We start from the raw sequence: 22,277 nt of genomic DNA, 5'->3' as shown, positions 1-22,277 counted from the left end.
AAAACAGACGGCTAGAACTCGTCGGCAATCTGGTAGAGGTTGCAACGGTTGTTGCAATAAGGGCGGTCTGAACGCAGGGCGCCAGTGTCCGGGTTTACGGTCAACTGGCGCTTTTTCTGGCCGTGGTAGGCCACCACACTCCAGTAGCCATTGCGGAATTGCATACTGGAAAAGGAGTGGAAGCCCAGCCGCTGCAGGCGCAGGCGAACGGCGCCGGCACTGAGGGCAATCTCGGAAGGTGTTCCGCCGTCCAGGTCCGGCCCATAGAGGTGCGGAGGAATCGGGCTCTGTACATTGCCGGAGAAGTTGAAATCGTTGGCGGTAAACGGCCCAGGCTGTTGTGCCTGGGCGGCGGGTGCCAACGCCAGCACCAGCAAGGATGCAATCAGAGCGGTGGTCACGTTTTTGCGTGTGCCCGGTCGTGTCCCGGGTCCTGGGTTGGATCTCGATGTGGTGCGCACGGCAAACTGCATGGTATTCCCCAAATTGCCTTTATCAGGTGATTGATAAGGTGGGGCGGCGCCGTCTCCAAGGAGAATCAAGCCTGCAAAACCAGAGATCAGGCTGGGCAGCGGGCAATGGTTGGCCCAAAGAGGGGGTTGCGGTGAGTGGAGTCCTCTGTGCGATGTCTCCTGCGCCACGGAATCGCCGGTCACTCTCCAGCTGCTAGAATGGCGCGCTATTTATCATTTTGCTTGAGAAATGGCGCCCACAATGACTCTGCATTCTATTTTTCGTCGCTTCGGCGCAGTCCTGCTCGGTTTCGCTGGTAGCACCGGCGCGCTTGCCGCGGACCCCCTTAATGTCACCGGCGACAAGTTCCGCCAGCTGGAAGAGCTCCTGCCCACCCCGAATATCTACCGCGCGGCTTCCGGCGCGCCGGGGCACGCCTACTGGCAGCAGCAGGCAGATTACGACATCAAGGTCTCTCTGGACGATGACAAGCAGCGCATCACTGCGTCGGAAACCATCACCTACAAGAACAATTCCCCTGACACCCTGCGTTACCTTTGGCTGCAACTGGACCAGAACCGCTTCAAACCCAATTCTTCGGGGAACCTGGCAGCGCCAGTGGACGTGCAGTCGATTGCCCCGGATACCATTCCGTTCCGCAGTTTCCGCCGCGAAGTGGTTTCCGCGGAGTTTGACGGCGGCTATCAGATCACCAAGGTGGCTGATGCCCGCGGCCGCGATCTGCGCCATACCATCGTCGACACCAATATGCGCATCGATCTGCCGCAGCCGCTGAAATCCGGCGACAGTGTCAGCTTTCGTGTGGACTGGGAGTACAACATCATCGAGCAGAAGGCGCTCGGTGGCCGCTCTGGCTACGAGTACTTCGAGCGCGACGGCAACTATCTGTACGAAATCGCTCAGTGGTTCCCGCGTATGGCCGCATACAACGACGTGAGTGGCTGGCAGAACAAGCAGTTCCTGGGGCGCGGTGAGTTCGCGTTGGAGTTCGGCGACTATCGTGTGGCCATCGAAGTCCCCGCAGACCATATCGTTGCCTCTACTGGTGTGCTGCAGAACGCGGATGAGGTGCTCAGCCGGGAGCAGCGCGCGCGGCTGAAAAAGGCGGAGACCGCGAAAAAGCCGGTGATGATCGTCACCAAAGACGAAGCGCTGGAGAACGAGAAAGACCGCGCGAGTGGCCGCAAAACCTGGGTGTTTGAAGCGGAAAATGTGCGCGACTTTGCCTGGGCTTCCTCGCGCAAGTTCCTGTGGGATGCGCAGGGCTACAAGAAAGGCGGCACCGATACCATGGCGATGTCGTTCTATCCGGAGGAGGGCACGCCGCTCTGGGATAAGTATTCTACCGAAGCGATCATCCACACGATGGATGTGTATAACCGCTACAGCTTCGATTACCCGTACCCCACGTCCATTTCTGTCAATGGCCCGGTGGGCGGTATGGAATACCCGATGATTACCTTCAACGGCCCGCGCCCGGAGATCGATGAAGAGGATCGCGAGAAGCGCACCTATTCCCGCCGCACCAAGTACGGTCTGATTTCGGTGATCATTCACGAGGTGGGCCACAATTATTATCCGATGATCGTAAACTCCGACGAGCGCCAGTGGACCTGGATGGATGAAGGCCTGAACACTTACGTCCAGTTTCTGGCGGAGCAGGAGTGGGAGGAGAAGTATCCTTCCCGTCGCGGCGATGCGCGCAAGATCGTGGAGTATATGAAGAGCGAGAATCAGGTTCCGATCATGACCAATTCGGAGTCTATTCTCCAGTTCGGGAACAACGCGTATGGTAAGCCGGCGACGGCGCTGAATATTTTGCGTGAGTCCATTCTTGGCCGCGATCTGTTTGATTTTGCGTTCCGCGAGTATGCCCAGCGTTGGAAATTCAAGCGTCCGATGCCGGCGGATTTCTTCCGCACAATGGAAGATGCTTCTGGTATGGATCTCGACTGGTTCTGGCGCGGTTGGTTCTACACCACCGATCACGTGGATATCAGCCTGGATCAGGTGAAGCATTACACGGTGGGCACCAAAGATCCCGATGTCGAAGGTCCGTGGAAGCGTGAAAACTTTGAGCGGGAGCCGGATTCTGTAACTGAGCAGAAGAACCGCGCGAAGAAGATCACGCGTATTGTGGATGGTAAGCCGGAGCTTGCGGATTTCTACAATGAGCACGATGAATTCGATGTTTCCAACGCGGACCGCAATAGCTATCAGGGTATGCTGGAGGGCTTGGAGGACTGGGAGCGCGACCTGCTGAACGTCGAGAGCAACGTGTATGTGCTCGATTTCAGCAACATTGGTGGTCTGGTGATGCCGTTGTTCCTGCGGCTGGATTATGTGGATGGTTCCAGTGAGGAGCTGCGTATTCCGGCGGAGATCTGGGCGCGAAATGCACAGAATACGTCGAAGATGCTGGTGCGTGGTAAAGACAAAACTCTGAAGTCGGTAACGCTGGACCCGCATTGGGAAACGGCAGACACCAACGTTGAGAACAACTACTTCCCCCGTCGTATCATCAAGTCTCGCCTGGAGTTGTTTAAGGACGAGCAGTCCCGCAATTTGATGAAGGATTGGGATGAGGCGCTGAAAGAGGAATAACTTCTCCCTGTTCTTTTTCAGCGTCGTGCCGCTGTCGCCCGTTTTTGTAGTTTGGGTGGCGGCGGTGCTACCGGGTACTCGCTTCGCCCGGACATCTGTGGTTGTTGGCGGCTACTCCCTACACTTCCTTTGAGCTTGCGCTCTACCTCGGCAGGAATCTTTGAATGCTTAAATTTTCATCCAAATTACTTGCGGTTCTTTCTTTGTTGCTTTGCCTGGCCGCCTCCCAGGCCCACGCCCACCGCTACCACTTCGGCCTGACTGAACTCTCGGTAAATGAACGCACCCAGTCCCTGGAGATCGCCCACCGCTTTTTCGTGGCCGATGTAGAGCGGGCGCTGTCGTTGAGTGCGGATAAGGAGATGCAGGATGCGCAGAAGCAGATGGAGGCGTACGTAAATCAGCACTTTCAGTTGCTGTCAGCGTCGGGTGAACGGGTTAAGCCAACGTGGGTGGGAATGGAGTCGGACGTACACGATGTGTGGATCTACCAGGAAATTCCGCTGACGGAGGTGGAGGGTAAGTCTTTCAAGGTGCGTCAGTCGATGCTGATGGAAATCGAGCGGGATCAGGTGAATACGCTGAATCTTACCCGCGATGGCAATACAGAATCATTTACCCTGAAGCCCGGTGCCAGTGTGGTGAAGATCGCGCTTTAACCGCAGCCGCAGTTGCGGCGGTGTTTGTCGGTTTTCCCGATGCCCGGATTGAAGGTGTTGGTGGGGTCGAGGGATTTGTAGAATTGTTTCAGGTCGGTGTCGGCCTGATACAGGTGGCCTACGTTGTGTTCGGCGGGGTAGCGGGCGCGGCGTTGGTCGAGTAGTTTCAGCAGGCCCGCTTTGACCTGTTTGAGGTCGGCGTCTTTTTTCAGGATGTAGTCCTGATGGAAGACGTTGCACAGGAAATGTCCGTAGTACAGCCGGTGTTCCAGCTGGCTTTCAAGCTCTTCCGGTAAGTCTTCCTGCCAGTCTCTGTCGTTGCGGCGCAGGGCGATATCCAGTGGTAAAAGCTCCCCTACCTCTTTGTTGTGTACTGTCTGGTAGCGCATGGCAGCACCGGCGGAGACGAAGCGGTGGAGCATGGCTTTTGTGGCTTCTTCTGGTGTGCAGGGGAAAAAGTCGCCGGTGTTTTCTTCCCGTGCAAAAAATTCTTTCAGCCACTTTTGAGTGGGCGCGATATTTGTGTTCGCCACTTTGAGGATCAGGTGGTGCTCGAAGGTTTTTCGGTAGTCCCGCATGCGTTGGGGGAGGTGCTCGGGCAGCAGGTGGCTTAGCCTCTGTAACACTCGGTCGGTGAGAAAGCTCGGCAGAAAGCCGCGCTTTTCCAGCCAGGCATCCATGCGGCCTTTGATGGCGAAGAAGCGCGGCATGTTTCGGGTGCCGAGTTTTTCGATGATGTAAAAGTTGTCCTTTCCATATCGGGCGGCCAGGTCGAACATGTCCCGGTGCAGGTATTCGCCGAGTATCGGCAACTCAGGGAGTTCGCTGAGCAGTCCGCGGCGCAGGCCTGCGAACACGGCGGGGTCGTTGCTGCCGATGTAGAACGTCTGGGTGTGCTCGGGTATGGGGAAGGTGTCCAGGCGCACAGCAAACACGGCGACCTTGCCGGCGCAGCCGCTGGCTTCAAACAAGCGGCGGGCGTCGGCGTTGAAGCGGGCGGGCGAGTCGGCATCGATGTCGCGGAGGCGCTGGGTATATTCCCGGTCCGAGGCCATGCGCGGCCTGTCGTCCTGCGCGGAGTAGGGCAGGTCTTTTACTTGGGCAAAGGCGCCGTGTTCGAGGTTGGTGAGGATCTGTTCCGGGGTTTCTCCAAGATCGATCCCCAGGTGATTGATCAGTTCCAGCGTTCCGTTTTCGTTTACCCGGGCGAATACGGCGAGTTCGGTATAGGCCGGGCCGCGCTGACACAGGGCGCCGCCGGAGTTGTTGGCGATACCGCCAACAATAGAAGCGCCGATACAGGAGGAGCCGATCTCGGAGTGAGGGGAGCGTTTAAGTGGGGTAAGCAGTTTTTCCAGGCTGTGCAGTGTGGCGCCGGGCAGGGCGACGACCTGCTTGCCCTGCTGTTCGCCATCTCCGAGCAGGTGGATTTCACGCATGTTCAGGGTGTTGATGATGACGATCGGGCGGTCGTAATCCGTGCCGCTGGGCGTGGAGCCTTCTGTCAGTCCGGTATTGGCGGCCTGCAGGATAATGATGGCGCCGGCATCAACGCAGGTGTTGAGTATCCGCCACAGTTCCACAAGGTGGTGGGGGAAGACCACCGCAAGGGCTGGCCCCTCGCCGGAGCGAAAGCCCGTGCGGTAGTGTTCATTGCGCTCCGGGTCCGCAAGGACATTGTCAGTGCCAAGCAACTGCTGCAGTTGTTGCAGCAGTGTTTGCGCGTTGGGTTCAGGCATGTTTGCGGTCCGTATTTGGCGCAATTTCAGGGTGTGGCTAATCTCTATCCTCTTGTACTTTCACGATTTCTCCGCTGTTCGGGTCGACTTCAAGATCCCATCGCTTGCCTTCTCGGTAGGCTTCGACTTCCCAGCGACCGTCGTCCAGAGAGATTTCTACCACGGGTACATAACCCTGTTGCTCCAGTTTGGTGACGATGGCAGACAGCGCCATGGCACCGGGCGGTGGCATCTCATCTTTTGCGCTGGCCTGGGTCGCGGCGACGGCAGCGATACCTCCGAGGGTCACGGCGAGGAGTGAATTCTTTACGTTCTTCATGTGTTCCTCCTTAGAGATGGATATAGGTCAGTCGCTGTTACCGAGACGTTGCTGGATCATGAAACACCACTCATCACTGCCACCATCCGGCCCGTGTGCGCCGTCACCGCCGGTCAGTTTATCCATAGCGATGAACCAATCGTCACTACCGACTGAGGGCAGGCCTGTAGGGTACTGTTCGGTAATGGCCTCACTGTACTCTTCTGTCACTTTGCCGTTGACCCATTCAAACCATGTGGCGTTGCAGATCAGTTGGCCTTCGCTATTGGGGCTTTCCGCATTGTCACTGTCCGCCGCGGCTGAATCACTGCCGGTTTCACCAGTGGAAGATTTGTCAGCGTAATCCGGGGCGCTGGTGTCATCCGGGCGATCGGTTTCAGTGATGGTGGTCTCTTCGATGACTTCGGTTTCCGTCTGCTGCGCCGGGTCTGCAGTGTGGTCGGGATCGTGGGTTTCCGATTTACGGCTGCAGCCGGTGAGGACGATGGAGGTCAGTAGGCTCGCGAGCAACAGGTAACGAATCATATAGGCTCCTGATGGTGATTAATGGAGAATGATTGAGCGTTGGCGCCGATTTAATCGGGCTGCTGACGTTAAGCATAGGAGGATATTTGTGACTTGCACGTTGCTCCCATCACTCCGGCCTCTGGTGAATCGCTCCATTTCAGGGGCGCCAGCCGGTCATTCATCGCCCAAAACGAAAAAATCCCGGAAATTCCGGGATTTTTTCAGCGATATACCATGGGTTTTCTAGAGCGCGGGGGTAGATCCTGCGGCCTCGCTCACCGGCGCATCTGCCAGTGCCTCGCCGTCGTCATTGGCGGCGGCTGCGGCAAGGCGCTGCTCTTCGATACGGCTGCTCCAGGTGAGCAGAGCCTGGTAGTGGCGGATATTCTGTACGTAGGTCACCGGCTCCCAGCCGCGGGCATAGCCGTGTTTCAGGTGCTTATAGTACTGGCGCTTGGCCAGTAGTGGCAGGTGATCCCGCACATCGGGCCAGCGATCCGGATTGCCGCCCATCTGCTGGGTCAGCACGCGGGCATCTTCCAGGTGACCGTAACCGATGTTGTAGGCGGCCAGGGCCATCCAGGTACGGTCCGGCTCGCGGATGCGCTCCGGGATCTTGTCTCTTACCTGGACGATATAGCGGGCACCACCGTCGATGCTCTGAATGGGGTCGAGGCGGTTGACGCCCAGTTCGCGGGCGGTGGCACGGGTCAGCATCATCAGTCCACGCACACCGGTGGGGGACTTGGCGCGGGGGTTCCAGTGAGATTCCTGATAGCTTAGCGCGGCCAGAAGCTCCCAGTTCAGCTCGTATTTGTCGGCTGCTTTCTGCAGCTCGTCGCGCCACTTTGGCAGCCGCTCACGGGTGAGCTGGGCGAAGGTCTGTGCACCGCCCACATTCATTTTACTGACATGGCCAAAGTGCAATTCCCGCAACTCGGCGACCAGCCCACCGGTATTTGCCCGCAGCATAAAGTTGCGCGCGGCGCGGTAGAGGGTGTCGTCGTCGTTTTCGGGGAAAGCCCAGGAAACCGGCTGGAACTGGGTCAGGTTGAAGGCGATGTGGGTATTCGGATACAGGCCGCGGTGTACCGCGTAGGCGTTGGAGTCGACGATGGCATAGTGGTATTTGCCCTCATTGACCATTTCCACCAGCTCCATGGCGTCGACGTCGGAAATCTCTTCCCAGCTGAGGTCTTCATAGCGGTGGGAGAGTTTGCGCAGTTGTTCGCTGTGGGCACTGCCGGCGATGACGGCAATGTTCTTGCCGGCCAGATCGGCCACGCTGCGCGGGCGCGCTTCACCCAGGCGGTAGATGACCTGCTGGCGAATCTCGAAGTAGGAGGGGGCAAAGCGCACCTGTTCGCGGCGCTCGGGAGTAACGGTTAGGCCCGCTGCAGCCAGGTGGGCAGGGGATTCCGGGTTTTCCAGCTCATGGAACAGGTGGCCGAGATCATGCACATCGCGGATTTCGAGTTTGACACCCAGTTCCTTGGCAAATGCGCGCAGCATGCCGTATTCGAAGCCGGTGTAGTTACCATTGGCGTCTTCGTAATAGGTGGTGGGGCCATTCTGGGACAGCACAACCAGTTTGCCAGAGGCCTTGACCTGCTCGAGCAGGCTCGGTGCCTTGCTGGCCACCAAAAGCGAAGCACAACAGGCCAGCGCAGCCCCCTTCAACAGGCGGCGGCTGTATCGCAACAGTCGGCTTTTCATGATCATAGGTTGTTCCCTCGAGTCCGTTCTCAGCTTTATTGTGGGCGCTCGCAGTGTGAAATTTCCGGGCATCAGCCCGCCCCAAAGCGCCATTTCCTGCGGGCGGCGGCTCCGTTGCCGCCCGCACGCAAAGCCTGCTGTCTGTTATTTGAGCAGGCTTGGGTCAAAAGCGCCGCAATTTTACCTCAAACTCCTGCGTGCTGACCAATCGGCGTGAAAGCGGGGTTTCACTTTGTGACCAGTCGGCTTGTCTTGACCTGATAAGTGTAGTAGTTCGCGCCTCTTCGGGTGGGTGATGCGCCAACCTCAGGAAGCCTGAGGCGCCAGAGATTGAGTTCTCGCCGCAATTTACAGTGGTTACTTCTGCACGCGTCATCTTTACTGCAAGAACTCCTTTTAGATACCACTTAGATAACACCCGACAGTGTTGGTGGGGCGGCGCATCGGGTACAATGCGCGCGCTCCGATTCCCGGTGTACCTGCGCGGCTCCTTCTTTTACCCCTGAAACTTCCGCCCGCAGGCGCTCAAATCCAGACAAGAGGCTTAATCCCGCGATGCTAGTTCTGCGTGGTGCTCCCGCACTGTCGAAATTTCGCCATCAAAAACTCCTTAACCAACTCCGCGCCCTGCAGCCCGCGATTGCAGACATCTACGCCGAGTTTGTGCACTTTGCCGACAGCGAATCGCTGGGCAAAAAGGACCAGGGGCTGCTGGAGCGCCTGCTGCAGTACGGCCCAACCGAAGAGAAGCACCAGCCGGAAGGCGAGCTGATGTTGGTGGTCCCGCGCCCTGGCACGATTTCGCCCTGGTCCTCCAAGGCCACCGATATCGCCCACAATGCAGGCCTGACTCAGGTGCATCGCCTTGAGCGGGGTGTTGCCTACTACATTACCGGGGTCAAATTAACCGAAGCTGAACGCACGGAATTTGCCGCATTGCTGCACGACCGCATGGTGGAGAGCGTGTACTCCCAGCTGGAGCAGGCCGAAGCGCTGTTTGAAGTAGAGTCCGCGCGGGAAATGGCCACCGTCGACGTGCTGAACGACGGTCGCGACGCCCTGGTGGCTGCCAACTCGGGCCTCGGCCTGGCACTGGCCGATGACGAGATCGATTACCTGCTGACCAGTTTTGAAGAGCTGGAGCGCAACCCCACGGATGTGGAGCTGATGATGTTCGCCCAGGCGAACTCGGAGCACTGCCGTCACAAGATCTTCAATGCCAGCTGGACCATCGACGGCGAAGAGATGCCGCACTCCCTGTTCGGCATGATCAAGAATACCTATCGACTGGGCGGCGAAGGCGTCCTGTCGGCTTACGCGGATAACGCGGCGGTAGTGGCAGGCCACGAAGCGGGTCGCTTCTACCCGGATCCGGTCACCAAAGAATATGGCTTCAGCCAGGAAGCTATCCACCTGCTGATGAAGGTGGAAACACACAACCACCCGACTGCGATTGCGCCGTTTGCCGGAGCCGGCACTGGTGCCGGTGGCGAAATCCGCGACGAAGGCGCGGTGGGGCGGGGATCCAAACCCAAGGTGGGCCTGACCGGCTTTACCGTGTCCAACCTGCAGTTGCCGGGTGCCCTGCAGCCGTGGGAAGTGAACTACGGCAAGCCCGAGCGCATTGTGACCGCGCTGGACATCATGATCGAAGGACCCATCGGCGGTGCCGCCTTCAACAATGAATTCGGCCGTCCGAACATCTGCGGTTACTTCCGTACCTTTGAAGAAGATTTCAACGGCGAGCGCCGTGGCTATCATAAGCCGATCATGTTGGCCGGTGGCTACGGCAATATCCGTGAAGAACACGTGGACAAGCCGGAGTTCAAGCCCGGCGCAAAACTGATCGTGCTCGGCGGCCCGGCAATGCTGATCGGCCTTGGTGGCGGCGCCGCTTCCAGTATGGCCAGTGGTTCCAGCTCCGAAGATCTGGACTTCGCCTCCGTGCAGCGCCAGAACCCGGAAATCGAGCGTCGCTGCCAGGAAGTGATTGACCAGTGTTGGCAGCAGGGCGACAAGAACCCCATCGCCTTTATTCACGATGTGGGCGCCGGTGGGCTGTCCAATGCCTTCCCTGAGTTGGTCAAAGATGGTGGCACCGGCGGCAAGTTCGAGTTGCGCAACGTGCCCTCCGACGAGCCGGGCATGAGCCCGCTGGAAATATGGTGTAACGAATCCCAGGAGCGCTATGTGCTGGCGGTAATGCCGGACGATCTGGAGCGCTTTGAGAAAATCTGCGAGCGCGAGCGCGCGCCCTTCGCGGTTGTTGGTGAAGCTACCGATGAGAAGCACCTGACCCTGAACGACACCCAGTTCGACGCCAAGCCGGTCGACCTGCCGATGTCAGTGCTGTTCGGCAAGCCGCCGAAGATGCACCGTGTGGCAGACAAAGTGGAAGCCGAGACCAAGGCATTCGACACCAGCGAGATCGACCTGAACGACGCCGCTGAGCGCGTACTGCGCCTGCCCACCGTGGCGAGCAAGAGTTTCCTGATCACCATTGGCGACCGCACTGTCACCGGGCAGGTCTCCCGCGATCAGATGGTTGGTCCCTGGCAGGTGCCGGTTGCCGACTGCGCTGTAACCACCGTGTCGTACGACAGCACCAAGGGTGAGGCCATGTCCATGGGCGAGCGCACCCCGGTCGCCCTTCTGGACGCGCCCGCGTCCGGCCGTCTGGCTGTGGGCGAAGCCATCACCAACATCGCCTCTGCGCCGATCAAGAAGCTGTCCGATATCAAGCTCTCCGCCAACTGGATGTGTGCTGCCGGCCACCCGGGTGAGGAAGAAAAGCTCTACCGCACCGTGGAAGCGGTGGGTATGGAGCTGTGCCCTGACCTCGGTATCACCATTCCCGTGGGCAAGGACTCCATGTCCATGCGCACCGCCTGGAACGACGGCGGCATTGACAAGGCGGTGACTGCGCCACTGTCACTGGTGATCTCTGCCTTCAGCCCGGTCACCGACGTGCGCAAAGTGGTGACCCCGCAGCTGCGCAAAATGCGCAAAGGCGAGAGCGAACTGATTCTGGTTGACCTGGGCGCCGGTAAAAACCGCTTGGGTGGCTCCTGCCTGGCGCAGGTGTACAGCCAGTTGGGTGACACTCCGGCAGACCTGGACGACGCCAAGCGACTCAAAGGCTTCTTCGAAGTCATGCAGGAGCTTCTGGAAGAAGAGAAAGTCATCGCATACCACGACCGCTCCGACGGTGGCCTCTTCGCTACGCTGGCGGAGATGAGCTTTGCCGGCCGTGTGGGTGTGGATGTCGAGCTCTACGACCTGGGCGACGATGCGATCGCGGCACTGTTCAACGAAGAGCTGGGTGCGGTACTGCAGGTGCCCACAGCCGATGCCGATATGCTGGCGATGCGCTTTGCCTCCGTGGGCGTACCCGCCCATCGAATCGGCGAGCTGAACGAAGACGGGCACTTGCGTTTCACCCGTGAAGACCAAGTCATCTTCAGCCGCAGCCGCGCCGAGCTGCAGCAGATCTGGAGTGAAACCAGCTATCGTATCCAGGCACTGCGTGACAATGCCGATTGTGCCAAGCAGGAATTTGATGCGATCGCCAAGAGCGAAGCGGAAGATCCAGGCCTGTCCGTCAAACTGTCTTACGACATCAATGAAGATATCGCCGCGCCGTACATTAAAAAGGGTGTTCGTCCGAAGATCGCGATCCTGCGCGAGCAGGGCGTCAACAGCCAGGTCGAAATGGCGCATGCTTTCCACCGCGCAGGCTTCAATGCCGTAGACGTGCACATGAGCGATATTCTCGCCGGCCGTGTTGAGCTGGATCAGTTCAAAGGTCTGGTGGGCTGTGGCGGCTTCTCATACGGTGACGTGCTGGGTGCCGGTGAAGGCTGGGCCAAAACCATTCTGTTTAACAACCGTGCACGGGATCAGTTTGAAGGCTTCTTCAACCGCAAGGAGACTTTTGGCCTCGGCGTGTGTAATGGCTGCCAGATGTTCTCGGTGATCAAGGAGTTGATCCCGGGTGCCGATCACTGGCCGCGCTTTGTGCGCAACCTCTCTGAACAGTACGAAGCGCGTTTTGCGCTGGTGGGCGTGGAAGATTCCCCGTCGGTGCTCTTTAAGGGCATGGCCGGCTCTTACATGCCGGTGGCGGTGGCCCATGGCGAAGGCCGTGTGGAGTTTGCTGACCAGAAGCAGCTGGAAGCCTGTGAAAAGTCTGGCACCATCGCGATGCGGTACCTGAACAACAACCAGCAGATCACCGAGACCTACCCGGCCAACCCGAATGGCTCGGTCAATGGTATTACCTCGCTGTGTTCCGAAGACGGCCGTGTGAGCATCATGATGCCGCATCCGGAGCGTGTCGCGCGCGCGGTCAGCAACAGCTGGCGCCCGGACGACTGGGATGAGGATTCCGGCTGGATGCGACTGTTCCGCAATGCTCGCGTGTTTGTGGACTAAGCCAACCTCGAAAGCCCCGGTAACCCCGGGGCTTTTTTTATGGTGCTCCGAATTTCTTCTGTGGCGGCCCGCCACCGGGCCTTCGCATCTGGCAGGTGTACTTCGGTTGCAAGTTTGCATGTCGCCAAATTCGTCTAGACTGAAATTAGCTCCTCACAGGGTGGCTTATTACGCCAACGCCGGTCTGCGGTATTCGCAGCACCGGCAACTATTTTCAGCGGACTCGACTATGTGCAACGAACCGAATCGCCCGAACCAGAATTCCGGTACTCGCATGAAATATTCCTCGCATCCGGGCTACCGACCCGGTACCAGCCGTCGCCAGGCACTTAAAAGCGCCCTGACCGCGGGTATTGCTGGGATGGCGGCGGGCGCCGGTCTGATGAGTTTCTCCGGGGTGAGTTTTGCTGCGGCGCTGAGTAAAGCGCAGCGGGATGCGATGAGCCCGGACGATGTGATTGCGATGATGCAGAAAGGCAATGAGCGGTTTCGCTCCGGCAAGATGCAGCAGCACGATTACCTGGCGCAGAAGCGCGCCAGTGGCACAGGGCAGTTTCCGGCGGCGGCAATCCTGAGTTGTATAGATTCCCGTACACCGGCGGAGATTCTGCTGGATATGGGACTGGGGGAGTCTTTCAATACCCGGGTAGCGGGGAATATCTGCAATGACGATATTGTCGGCAGTCTGGAATTTGCCTGCGCTGCTGCGGGCGCCAAGGTGATTCTGGTGATGGGGCATTCGTCCTGTGGGGCGGTGAAGGGCGCCATTGACGATGTGAAGCTGGGCAAGCTCACGGAGTTGCTGGATGAGATCAAGCCGGCGGTGAAGGCGACCAAATACGATGGCGACCGCACCAGTAAAAACGCGGAGTTTGTGGATCTGGTGGCGGCCAATAATGTGCGCCGGGCCATGGATGAAATCCGCGACGACAGTGATGTGCTGGCCAAGATGGAGAAGGAGGGCAAGATCAAGATCGTTGGTGCCATGTATCACCTAAACGGCGGCCGATTGGAACTGCTCACCTGACCCGCTGACCCGCTGACCCGCTGACCCGCTGACCCGCTGACCCGCTGACCCGCTGACCCGCTGACCTGTCCGGTTATTGGGTTTGCCGGGTGCCTTGAACGGGCGCCCTGGTATGCCGCTGTCGCCTGAGGAAATGTGCCCCGAGAATTTAAATCCCTGACTGACCGGGCACTTTTTTGATTCTTTGCTAAACTAAAAACAATAAGCGCAATAACGTTTCACGTATGGACACTCCATCGCAATCTGTAACACCCTCCATACCGACGCTGCTAGCGGAGTACATCAGTTTACTTCCACCCCAGCGCAGTGCGCGCATTCACAAGCTACACAATCTCATCGTTGCCAATTATCCCCGCGTCACACTTTCCCTGAAGTACAAAATGCCCACGTACGAGCTAGGTGAGGGGTGGGTGGCGCTGGCCAGTCAAAAGCACTATGTGTCGCTGTACACCTGTGCCCGGGAACATATACAGCCGTATCTCGATCGGCATCCGAAGGCCAAGTGTGGCACCGGTTGCCTGAACTTTCGTGACAATGACGATATCGTGTTTGAAGACCTGAAACCGGTTCTGGCTTCAGCACTAGAGAAGTAATTCAGTCGAAAGAATTGCGTTTAATAACAAGGAGTTCGCTATGGCGTATAACGAAGAACTGGTGGAAAAGGTCCGCGAAGTGCTCCACGAAGAAGCCGGTCTGACGGAAAAGCAAATGTTCGGCGGCCTCGCCTTTATGTTGAATGGCAACATGGCCTGCGGTGTGGTGGGCGAGGAATTGATGGTGCGGGTGGGCCCGGACAATTACCAGGCCGCTCTCGGCGAGCGCTACACCCGGCCTATGGACTACACCGGGCGCCCACTCAAGGGCATGGTTTACGTCGAGGAAGATGCGATTGAGGCAGACCTCGACGGTTGGGTAACCCGCGGTGTGGAATTTGCGGTTACTTTGCCACCCAAGTAATTTCGGCTTTATTGTTTGGTTTTTATTTAGTTCCTGCAGCGGTCCGTGCATGGCACGCCGCTGCAGTAGTAGACAGGGCGCAGAGAACGCCCGCTTGCATTTATGTAAGTGGGGACAATTGTTCCGGTGTATCCAGCTTGGATGGCGGTGCTATGCCATCGATTTCAATGGTCAGATGGAATACCCGCGGGCAGCGCCTTTTCAGCTCCGCCTCCAGCTCGTCAATCAACTCCTCCGTCGCTTCCAGTGTTGCCTGGACAATCGCTCGGGTCTCCGCGTAATCCAGCACCGCTTCCGTGCGCCGGTGTACGGGTACCCGGTCCAGTAACTGCTGCTCGTGCCGGGCAATTCGATCCTGCATGCCTCGCATCAGTACCTCTTCCCGCAATTCCACTTCCGCGACCACCACCGTATGTGTGTCATCGACAATCACCGAGCGCAAGTCGTGATAGCGCTCCACCTCGCGGTGGCGTTTGACGATGTCGTGAAAGGCGCGTTCGGCGCCCTGATCGCGAATATTGGTGAGGTAGCGCATGTTGATCATGCCGAGGAACACCGCGGTGAGTCCGAGCATGATGGCAATCAATACGGAAAAGCCGATATCCCACATGGGGTTACCCGTGACCTGGGTCATGCCGATACCGGTTGCCGCGAGGATCACGCCGGTCACGGCGATCGAGTCTTCCAGCAGAACCGCGATCAGGGTCGGATCATCTGCGGCTGCCAGGTAGCGGAATGGATTGCGTCTGCCTGCAGCGCGCATGCGCGAAAAAAACTCCTTGCCGGCAATCAGCAGCACATAGCCTTCGAGAACAAAGGCGATGACGAGTACCACTGCGGAAATCCACACGGGGGCGATATCAAAGCCCAGTAGTGAAATGGCGTCCGGGCGTACGAAGTGCCCGAGGTTATGCCAGGCGTGCCAGGCATGGGCAAGCCCCAGCCCGCAACCAATGGAGAAGAGCCCAATGGCACTCCAAAGATTCCACAAATACTTTTTCTGTCCATGGCCAAAGGCGTATTCCGTATCCGCCGGTCGGCTGCCTCGTTTTAGCCCGATCAGCAGAAAGACCTGATTCAGGGTATCCATCAGGCTGTGCACTGCTTCGTTCATCATCGCGGCGGAATGGGTTACCAGTGCGGCAAGCCCTTTGAGGACCGTGATGATGGCATTTACACAGATGGCATAGAGCACTGCTTTTTTTGAGCCTTGAGCCATGTCGCCCCCTCGAAACTTGGCGTAAGTAATTACCGATTTAGAGAGTTTATATCACGTTGAGCCGTTGACGCAGGTCATGGCGTCAGTTGAGTGACAGTGATTTATGGCATCATCAAAACCTCTTCTATTTGCTAATGAGACGTTTCAGCTGCCATTTAACCCGTATAAAAATAGGCGGTGCCTATACTACCCATTGCCAGAATCCGGTAAGTCTGAGCTCATAATTCCGAAATTCTCAGGGGTATGTGTGAAAATATTTCTACTAATTGCGAGCGCGCTCTGTTTTTTTCTATCCCCAACTTATGTATCAGCGGCTGAAAAACCAAATATTCTCATCATTTGGGGTGATGATATTGGCATGTGGAATGTCAGTGCCTACCACCGTGGGATGATGGGTGGCTCTACCCCCAATATTGATCGCATTGCCAAAGATGGCATGATTTTCATGGATCACTATGCCCACGCCTCTTGTACTGCGGGCCGGGCTTCCTTTATTACCGGGCAGTACCCTATGCGCATCGGCCTCAGTACCGTGGGTCTACCCGGTGCTGAACAGGGGTTGCAAGATGAAACCCCGACCCTGGCAGAGATGCTCAAGCCTCACGGATATGTGACAGGGCAGTTTGGCAAGAATCACCTGGGAGACCGGGATGAGCACCTGCCAACCAATCACGGCTTTGACGAGTTTTTCGGAATCCTTTACCACCTGAATGCCGGCGAATACCCGGAGCAATATGACTACCCGAAAGACCCGCAAGTACAAAAAGAGTTCGGGTTGAAGATGCGCGGTGTGGTTCATTCGAAATCCCGGTCGGATGGCAAACAGGAAATTGAAGATATGGGCGCCTGGGGCCAGGAGCGTCAGCGCAATCTGGATCAGGAGGTGCTGGTACAGTCCAAGCGTTTTATCACCGATGCGGTTAAAGCGGGCAAGCCTTTCTTTGTGTGGCACAACACCACCCGAATGCACTACCGCACCAACCTGAGCAAGGAATACGCGGGTAAAAGCGGCTATGGCATTTATGCCGACGGCATGATGGAACTGGACGACGATGTTGGTGAATTACTGGATCTGCTGGATCAGCTTGGCGTCGCAGACAATACCCTGGTGATGTTTTCTACCGACAACGGCGCTGCATCCAACTCCTGGCCCGATGGTGGTAACCAGCCGTTTCACGGTGAAAAGGGTGTCGGCGGATGGGAAGGCGGTTTTCGCGTACCGATGTTGGTGAAATGGAAGGGCCACATTCCAGCGGGTGTCTCCACAGGTGAATTTATGGCCATGGAAGATTGGGTTCCCACCATTATGTCCATCGTTGGTGACAAAGACATCAAAGAGAAACTGCTTTCCGGAACCAAGATCGGCGACAAGAGCTTCAAGGTCCACCTGGACGGGTACGATCAGACCGATCTGCTGCTGAATCAAGGGAAAACAAAGCGAAAAGAATTTTACTACTTCACAGAAACCACTTTCCACGGCATGCGACACGGAGACTGGAAGTTTCTGTTCATTGATCAGGAAGAGTGGTTTCGGGGCACTCAAATACCTCTGACCACGCCATATATCATCAATCTCAAGCTGGATCCGTTTGAGCGCTTTATCGATGCTCGGGGTTACGACGAATGGGCGGAAAATCGCAGTTGGACATTGGGCCCGGCTGGTGCACAGATTCAGAAATTTGTAAAAAGCTTTCAGGAATTCCCACCTGTGCAGGAGAGTATGTCGGTTCAGGTGGGTGAAGTAAGTACATTGATCAATTCACTGGCGCATCAACAACGTTAGCGAACGATGTTAGAGGCCTGGTAAAAAAACTCGATTGCCAAGGAAGGTATTCATGAAAAAGCAGGGACTGGCTATTTCGATTCTGGCGGCGGCTATTGCGTTGTCTGCCTGTAGCGGTGACCGCGATAAGGATAAGCCGGCAGCGAGCGATGCAGCGGGTGGGAAAGCCGGGGTATTGGTAGAGGAAGAATACGGCACTGCGGACGGTCCCGTTTCGGAGACTACGGGAAAGGCACCAATGCCGGGCTCAGAAGCGACGCCCGAAACTTCGCCCTCTGCGTCGGCTCCCAGTACAACTCACCCGTCCCAGGCGTACTTCGGTGATACCCACGTGCACACCGGTTGGTCTGCCGATGCGGGTATGGATGGCGCCATCCTGTCGCCGGATGATGCGTACCGATTTGCCACCGGCGAAGAAGTAAAGTCCAACAGTGGCATGAACGCGAAACTTGGCCGCCCCTATGATTGGTTCATGATCACCGACCACTCCGATGGTATGGGCGTGATTAACGAGCTGATCGCCGGCAATCCGGAATTGATGGCGGATGAGACCCTCAAGCGCTGGCACGATGCCCTTAATTCTGGAGATGAGAAGGCCGCTGCGGATGCGAAAAGCGAACTGATTGTCATGCAATCCGAAGGGAAATTGCCGAAAGCGGTCATGGACCCGAAATGGATGAAGACCGCCTGGGAAAAGACCGTCGACGCGGCAGAAAAATACTATCGCCCCGGTGAGTTCACCACCTTCATTGCATTTGAGTGGACCGTCAACGCCGATGGCGGTAACAACCTGCACCGCAATGTGATCTTCCGCGACGACGCCAGCAAAACCCGAAGCCTGCTGCCGCTCACCACCTTCGAAACAGAGGACCCGGAAAAGCTTTGGGCCTGGATGGCGGCCTACGAAGACAAGACCGGCGGCCGGGTATTGGCGATTCCGCACAATGGCAATATGTCCAACGGGCGCATGTTTGAACACAAGCGCTTTGATGGTTCCCCCATGACCAAAGAATGGGCGGAAATGCGCGCGCGCTTTGAACCCCTGTACGAATTAAGCCAAATCAAGGGACAGAGTGAGTCGCATCCCAGCCTGTCACCAGAAGACGAGTTTGCTGACTGGGATCTTTGGGATCGCGGTAACCTGATTCTGAAACCCAAGCCCGAAGGCTCCTTCCGCTATGAATACTGGCGTCCGGCGCTGATTGATGGCATGCACATTGAGGACAAGCTGGGCGTGAATCCATTCCAGTATGGCGCCAATGGCGGTACCGATGCCCACACCGGCCTGTCGACCCCGGTAGAAGATAACTACTTCGGCAAATTCAAAACCCTGGAACCCAGTAATAAGGAACGCTGGAAGTTCCCGGTTATTTCTGGTCCGGGTGGCCGCGAATATGTGGGTTGGGAGCAGTCCGCCAGCGGGGTAACCGGTGTCTGGGCGACGGAAAACACCCGTGAGGCCATCTGGGACGCGATGATGCGCAAAGAAACATTTGCCACCACCGGCCCGCGTATGACGGTGCGCTTTTTCGGCGGTTTCGACTTTACCCCGGCAGATGCTGAAGCAGACATGGTGAAGCGCGGTTATGAAAAAGGCGTGCCCATGGGCGGCAAACTCAGCGGGGGTAAATCCGGTAAGCCTATTCGCTTCCTTGTCGCCGCCATGAAAGATCCGGACGGGGCCAACCTGGATCGTGTGCAGATTGTCAAAGGCTGGGTCGATGGCCGGGGCCGCCCCCATGAAAAGGTCTACAACGTGAAGTGGTCCGGGAACCGCTCCATGGACACTCAGGGGCACATTCAGCACGTGGGTAATACGGTAAACCTGAAAACCGCCGAGTACACCAACGATATTGGCGATGCCCAGTTGATCGGATACTTCGAGGACAAGGAGTTCAACCCCAAGCACAAGGCGGTGTACTACGTGCGCGTGCTGGAAATCCCAACCCCGCGCTGGACTCTTTTTGACAAGGTACGCAATAAAGTGGAGATGGATAGTGACGTTCCGATGGTATTACAGGAGCGGGCATTTAGTTCTCCCATCTGGTACTCACCAAAGTAACTTTCTGAAGGTTGAATAATAAAAGGGCCCATATCTTTCGATATGGGCCCTTTTTATTTCCCAAAATTTTCAGTTGCTATGACCTGCACCGGATTTCAACTGCTCTTCAATTTTTTTCAGGTTAAACGAACCCGGGGTCTGACTGGGTGGATAATCCTGCATGGTTTTCAGGAACTTGGCCGCCATTTGCTGCATTGGAACGAGTACGAATATGCGGTCAATATACCAGTCCCAATAGGTATTGGAGTTATGCTGGGCACGTTCCAATGGGTCGCGACGTAAGTTAAACAGCAGCGGAATCCGCAGTTCAATGAAGGGCTCCTGCCAGACGCCGAGTCGTTGGCCCCGATTTTCCAGGAATACCGCTTTCCAGGCATCGTATCGCATGGCCACAATCTGACCGTCGTCGTTTACATAGATGAACTCGCGGCGCGGAGATTCATCGACTTTACCTGTCAGATAGTCCATCTGATTGTGTCCGTCGATGTAATTTTTGTAGTTGCGACCGATCAGTTTGGTACCCTTGAGAAGCTGCTCCTTGATGTTAGGGTTGCCACCGGCTGCAGCGAAAGTAGGCAGCCAGTCCTCGTGTGAGACAATGCCGTTTAGCACTTTGCCCGCGGGGAATTTACCCGGCCAGCGCACAAAGGCTGGTACCCTGTAGGCGCCTTCCCAGTTCGAGTTTTTCTCACCACGGAAGATGGTTGTGGCGGCATCCGGCCAGGTATTGAAGTGTGGGCCATTGTCGGTGGAGTAGAAGACGATGGTATTCTCGGCAATTTTCAATTGATCGAGAAGGTCCAATAGCTGTCCGACATGCTGGTCGTGCTCAACCATGCCGTCTTGGTACTCATCGCTGTTGGGACCAGCGAGGTTTTTATGCTCTTCTTTCACATGTGTGCGAAAGTGCATGCGAGTCGCATTCCACCATACGAAGAAAGGTTTGCCTGCATTTACCTGCTGCTTGATGAAATCCATGGCCGCGGCTAGGGTCTCCTCATCCACGGTTTCCATGCGTTTCTTCGTCAGCGGACCGGTATCTTCAATTTTGCCATCGGCGGTGGCCTTGATTACTCCGCGCGGGCCAAATTTTTTGCGGAACTCCGGATCCTTGGGGTAGTCACGGTTTTCCGGCTCTTCCTCAGCGTTCAGGTGATAGAGGTTGCCGAAGAACACATCGAATCCCTGGTTGGTGGGAAGGTGTTCATCGCGGTCACCAAAGTGGTTTTTACCGAATTGACCGGTAGCATAACCAAGACTTTTCATTACGGCGGCAATGGTGACATCAGATTTTTGCCAGCCCTCCGCGGCGCCAGGGAGCCCTACCTTCGTCATGCCGGTTCGGATAGGTACGTTACCTCCCATAAAGGCGGCGCGACCGGCAGTACAGGATTGCTGGCCATAGTAGTCGGTGAACGACAGGCCTTCGTTGGCAATCCGGTCGATGTTGGGGGTTCGATAGCCCATCATGCCTTTACTGTTTGTACTGATATTCCACATGCCGATGTCATCGCCCCAGATCACGAGGATGTTGGGCTTATCTTGCGCCTGCGCGGCGGTATGACACACCGAGAGCAGTGCCGCCGCAGCGACGGAAAGCGGCACCTTGAGCATGCGCCGTAAACTGAGTTTTTTCATGAGTCCCTCCGGGGCTGTGGGAAAAAGAATGATTGAATATTCGTAGGGTCAAAGGATCACGGTTGGTCGAATGGGAAAACCTTCTTCCAGTCGTTTTGCATATCGATCACGATCCAGCCTTTTTTTTCGGCGTCATCGAGTCCTTTGTTCAGTTGGCCGATATGGGACTTGCGGTCGTAGGCCCATTCGCGTTTGGCATCGGTGTGGTGCAGTATCAGACCGAAACGGGGGCCATCACCGGCAGTGGTCCACTCCAGCATTTGATAATCGCCATCGGAGTTGCCTGAGGCGAAGATGGGGCGCTGTCCGATGTACTGGTGAATCCCGACGGGCTTACCTTCCTTGTCGTCCACGAGATTGATTTCCGGAAGTTTGACAATCACCGGTTTTCCATCACGCACTTCGTATTTGGCTTTCAGGCTGGAGCCCACTACCTGATCTGGTGGAATACCATAGGCCTGCTCGGCAAATACCCGCATAAAGTCCACACCGCCGCCGGAGACGATAAAGGTCTTGAATCCGTTTACGCGCAGGTAGTCGAGCAGTTCCAGCATGGGCTGGTAGATCATCTCGTTATAGGGACGATTTGTTTTCGGGTGACGCGCGGTTTTGAGCCAGCTGGCGACATTGCTCTGGAATTCCTCTGCGGTCATATTCGCGTGCGTCGCGGCGAGAATTTTCATCAGGCCTTCTTTGCCACTGGCCATCACCTTTTTCTTATCGCCCTTGAGAATCGAGGCGAAGGGCTCCTGGGTTTTCCACTCGGGATGCTGAGGGGCCATCTTTTTGACTTGGTCCAGCGCATAGATCAATTGGAAATAAACCGGCTGTTCCGCCCACAAATTACCGTCGTTGTCGAAGGTCGCGATTCGCTGGTTTTCTTTGACAAAGTCTGGGGAACCTTCGCGGGTCACCTTATCCACAAATTCGATAATCGCGGTCTTGGTCTTTCCGTCATTCCAGGAGGGCAGTGGGTCGGCAACCGCGGCGGTGGCCGTTATTGCCAGTACACACAACAGGCTCTGCAGAATGCGCAGGGGCGTTGGGAGTAGGCGGGAGTAAGTCTTGTTCGGAAACTGCATGGATACATCTCGCAGTATGGGTTGCCGCGCAATACGGGCAGATAAATCTACATCTCT

At 56.7% G+C, this 22,277-nt stretch carries 16 protein-coding genes; 8 read left to right on the top strand and 8 right to left on the bottom strand.

The window, feature by feature from the left end:
• Positions 1–11: 11 nt before the first annotated feature.
• Positions 12–401 carry a hypothetical protein gene (locus Q1A74_RS17570; RefSeq protein WP_299599419.1) on the bottom strand — a complete coding sequence of 130 codons (390 nt, stop codon included), beginning with the start codon at positions 399–401 and terminating at the stop codon, positions 12–14.
• A 313-nt stretch (positions 402–714) separates the two neighbouring features.
• Here Q1A74_RS17570 and Q1A74_RS17565 point away from each other — a divergent pair, with 313 nt between their 5' ends.
• Positions 715–3,078, top strand: coding sequence for a M1 family metallopeptidase (locus Q1A74_RS17565; RefSeq protein WP_299599417.1), 2,364 nt, complete (start codon positions 715–717; stop codon positions 3,076–3,078).
• 164 nt (positions 3,079–3,242) lie between these two features.
• A complete protein-coding gene (locus Q1A74_RS17560) occupies positions 3,243–3,737 on the top strand; it encodes a DUF6702 family protein (RefSeq protein WP_299599415.1) in 495 nt (164 codons plus the stop codon).
• Here Q1A74_RS17560 and dld read toward each other — a convergent pair.
• From dld to mltF, 4 genes are all read right to left on the bottom strand, one after another.
• Complete coding sequence (gene dld / locus Q1A74_RS17555) at positions 3,734–5,476, bottom strand: D-lactate dehydrogenase (RefSeq protein WP_299599413.1); 1,743 nt, start codon at positions 5,474–5,476, stop codon at positions 3,734–3,736. The two genes, Q1A74_RS17560 and dld, sit on opposite strands and share 4 nt — an antisense overlap.
• Positions 5,477–5,513: 37 nt before the next feature.
• Positions 5,514–5,795: a PepSY domain-containing protein gene (locus Q1A74_RS17550; RefSeq protein WP_299599411.1), complete on the bottom strand. Its 282-nt coding sequence runs from the start codon at positions 5,793–5,795 to the stop codon at positions 5,514–5,516.
• Positions 5,796–5,822: 27 nt separating this feature from the next.
• Positions 5,823–6,320: a hypothetical protein gene (locus Q1A74_RS17545; protein ID WP_299599409.1), complete on the bottom strand. Its 498-nt coding sequence runs from the start codon at positions 6,318–6,320 to the stop codon at positions 5,823–5,825.
• 225 nt (positions 6,321–6,545) lie between these two features.
• Positions 6,546–8,024, bottom strand: coding sequence for a membrane-bound lytic murein transglycosylase MltF (gene mltF, locus Q1A74_RS17540; RefSeq protein WP_299599407.1), 1,479 nt, complete (start codon positions 8,022–8,024; stop codon positions 6,546–6,548).
• A gap of 549 nt (positions 8,025–8,573) precedes the next feature.
• Here mltF and purL point away from each other — a divergent pair.
• The 4 genes from purL to Q1A74_RS17520 all read left to right on the top strand — a co-directional run bounded on the left by purL (position 8,574) and on the right by Q1A74_RS17520 (position 14,436).
• Entirely contained in the window at positions 8,574–12,452 is a 3,879-nt protein-coding gene (gene purL / locus Q1A74_RS17535; RefSeq protein WP_299599405.1) for a phosphoribosylformylglycinamidine synthase, read from the top strand.
• A 274-nt stretch (positions 12,453–12,726) separates the two neighbouring features.
• On the top strand, positions 12,727–13,479 hold the full coding sequence (locus Q1A74_RS17530; RefSeq protein WP_299599394.1) for a carbonic anhydrase family protein: 753 nt from the start codon (positions 12,727–12,729) through the stop codon (positions 13,477–13,479).
• 224 nt (positions 13,480–13,703) lie between these two features.
• On the top strand, positions 13,704–14,072 hold the full coding sequence (locus Q1A74_RS17525; RefSeq protein ID WP_299599392.1) for an iron chaperone: 369 nt from the start codon (positions 13,704–13,706) through the stop codon (positions 14,070–14,072).
• Between the two features lie 40 nt (positions 14,073–14,112).
• Positions 14,113–14,436 carry a TfoX/Sxy family protein gene (locus tag Q1A74_RS17520; RefSeq protein ID WP_299599390.1) on the top strand — a complete coding sequence of 108 codons (324 nt, stop codon included), beginning with the start codon at positions 14,113–14,115 and terminating at the stop codon, positions 14,434–14,436.
• 100 nt (positions 14,437–14,536) lie between these two features.
• Here the strand turns inward: Q1A74_RS17520 and Q1A74_RS17515 are convergent, their stop codons facing one another.
• Positions 14,537–15,655, bottom strand: coding sequence for a cation diffusion facilitator family transporter (locus Q1A74_RS17515; protein WP_299599388.1), 1,119 nt, complete (start codon positions 15,653–15,655; stop codon positions 14,537–14,539).
• A 247-nt stretch (positions 15,656–15,902) separates the two neighbouring features.
• Between Q1A74_RS17515 and Q1A74_RS17510 the strand changes: the two genes are divergently transcribed.
• The gene (locus tag Q1A74_RS17510; protein WP_299599387.1) at positions 15,903–17,438 is read left to right on the top strand and encodes an arylsulfatase; all 1,536 of its coding nucleotides are present in this window, start codon (positions 15,903–15,905) and stop codon (positions 17,436–17,438) included.
• A 52-nt stretch (positions 17,439–17,490) separates the two neighbouring features.
• Positions 17,491–19,500 (top strand): DUF3604 domain-containing protein, encoded by a 2,010-nt coding sequence (locus tag Q1A74_RS17505; protein WP_299599385.1) that lies wholly within the window; start codon positions 17,491–17,493, stop codon positions 19,498–19,500.
• A gap of 69 nt (positions 19,501–19,569) precedes the next feature.
• Here the strand turns inward: Q1A74_RS17505 and Q1A74_RS17500 are convergent, their stop codons facing one another.
• Positions 19,570–21,138 carry an arylsulfatase gene (locus Q1A74_RS17500; RefSeq protein ID WP_299599383.1) on the bottom strand — a complete coding sequence of 523 codons (1,569 nt, stop codon included), beginning with the start codon at positions 21,136–21,138 and terminating at the stop codon, positions 19,570–19,572.
• Between the two features lie 56 nt (positions 21,139–21,194).
• Positions 21,195–22,220, bottom strand: coding sequence for an HAD family hydrolase (locus tag Q1A74_RS17495; RefSeq protein ID WP_299599381.1), 1,026 nt, complete (start codon positions 22,218–22,220; stop codon positions 21,195–21,197).
• Positions 22,221–22,277 lie beyond the last annotated feature (57 nt).

Origin of the sequence: uncultured Microbulbifer sp., from assembly GCF_947504145.1 — a bacterium.
Taxonomy (GTDB): Bacteria; Pseudomonadota; Gammaproteobacteria; order Pseudomonadales; family Cellvibrionaceae; genus Microbulbifer.
The sequence above is the reverse complement of the archived record's forward strand: the minus strand, read 5'-3'. Positions and strand labels throughout refer to the sequence as shown.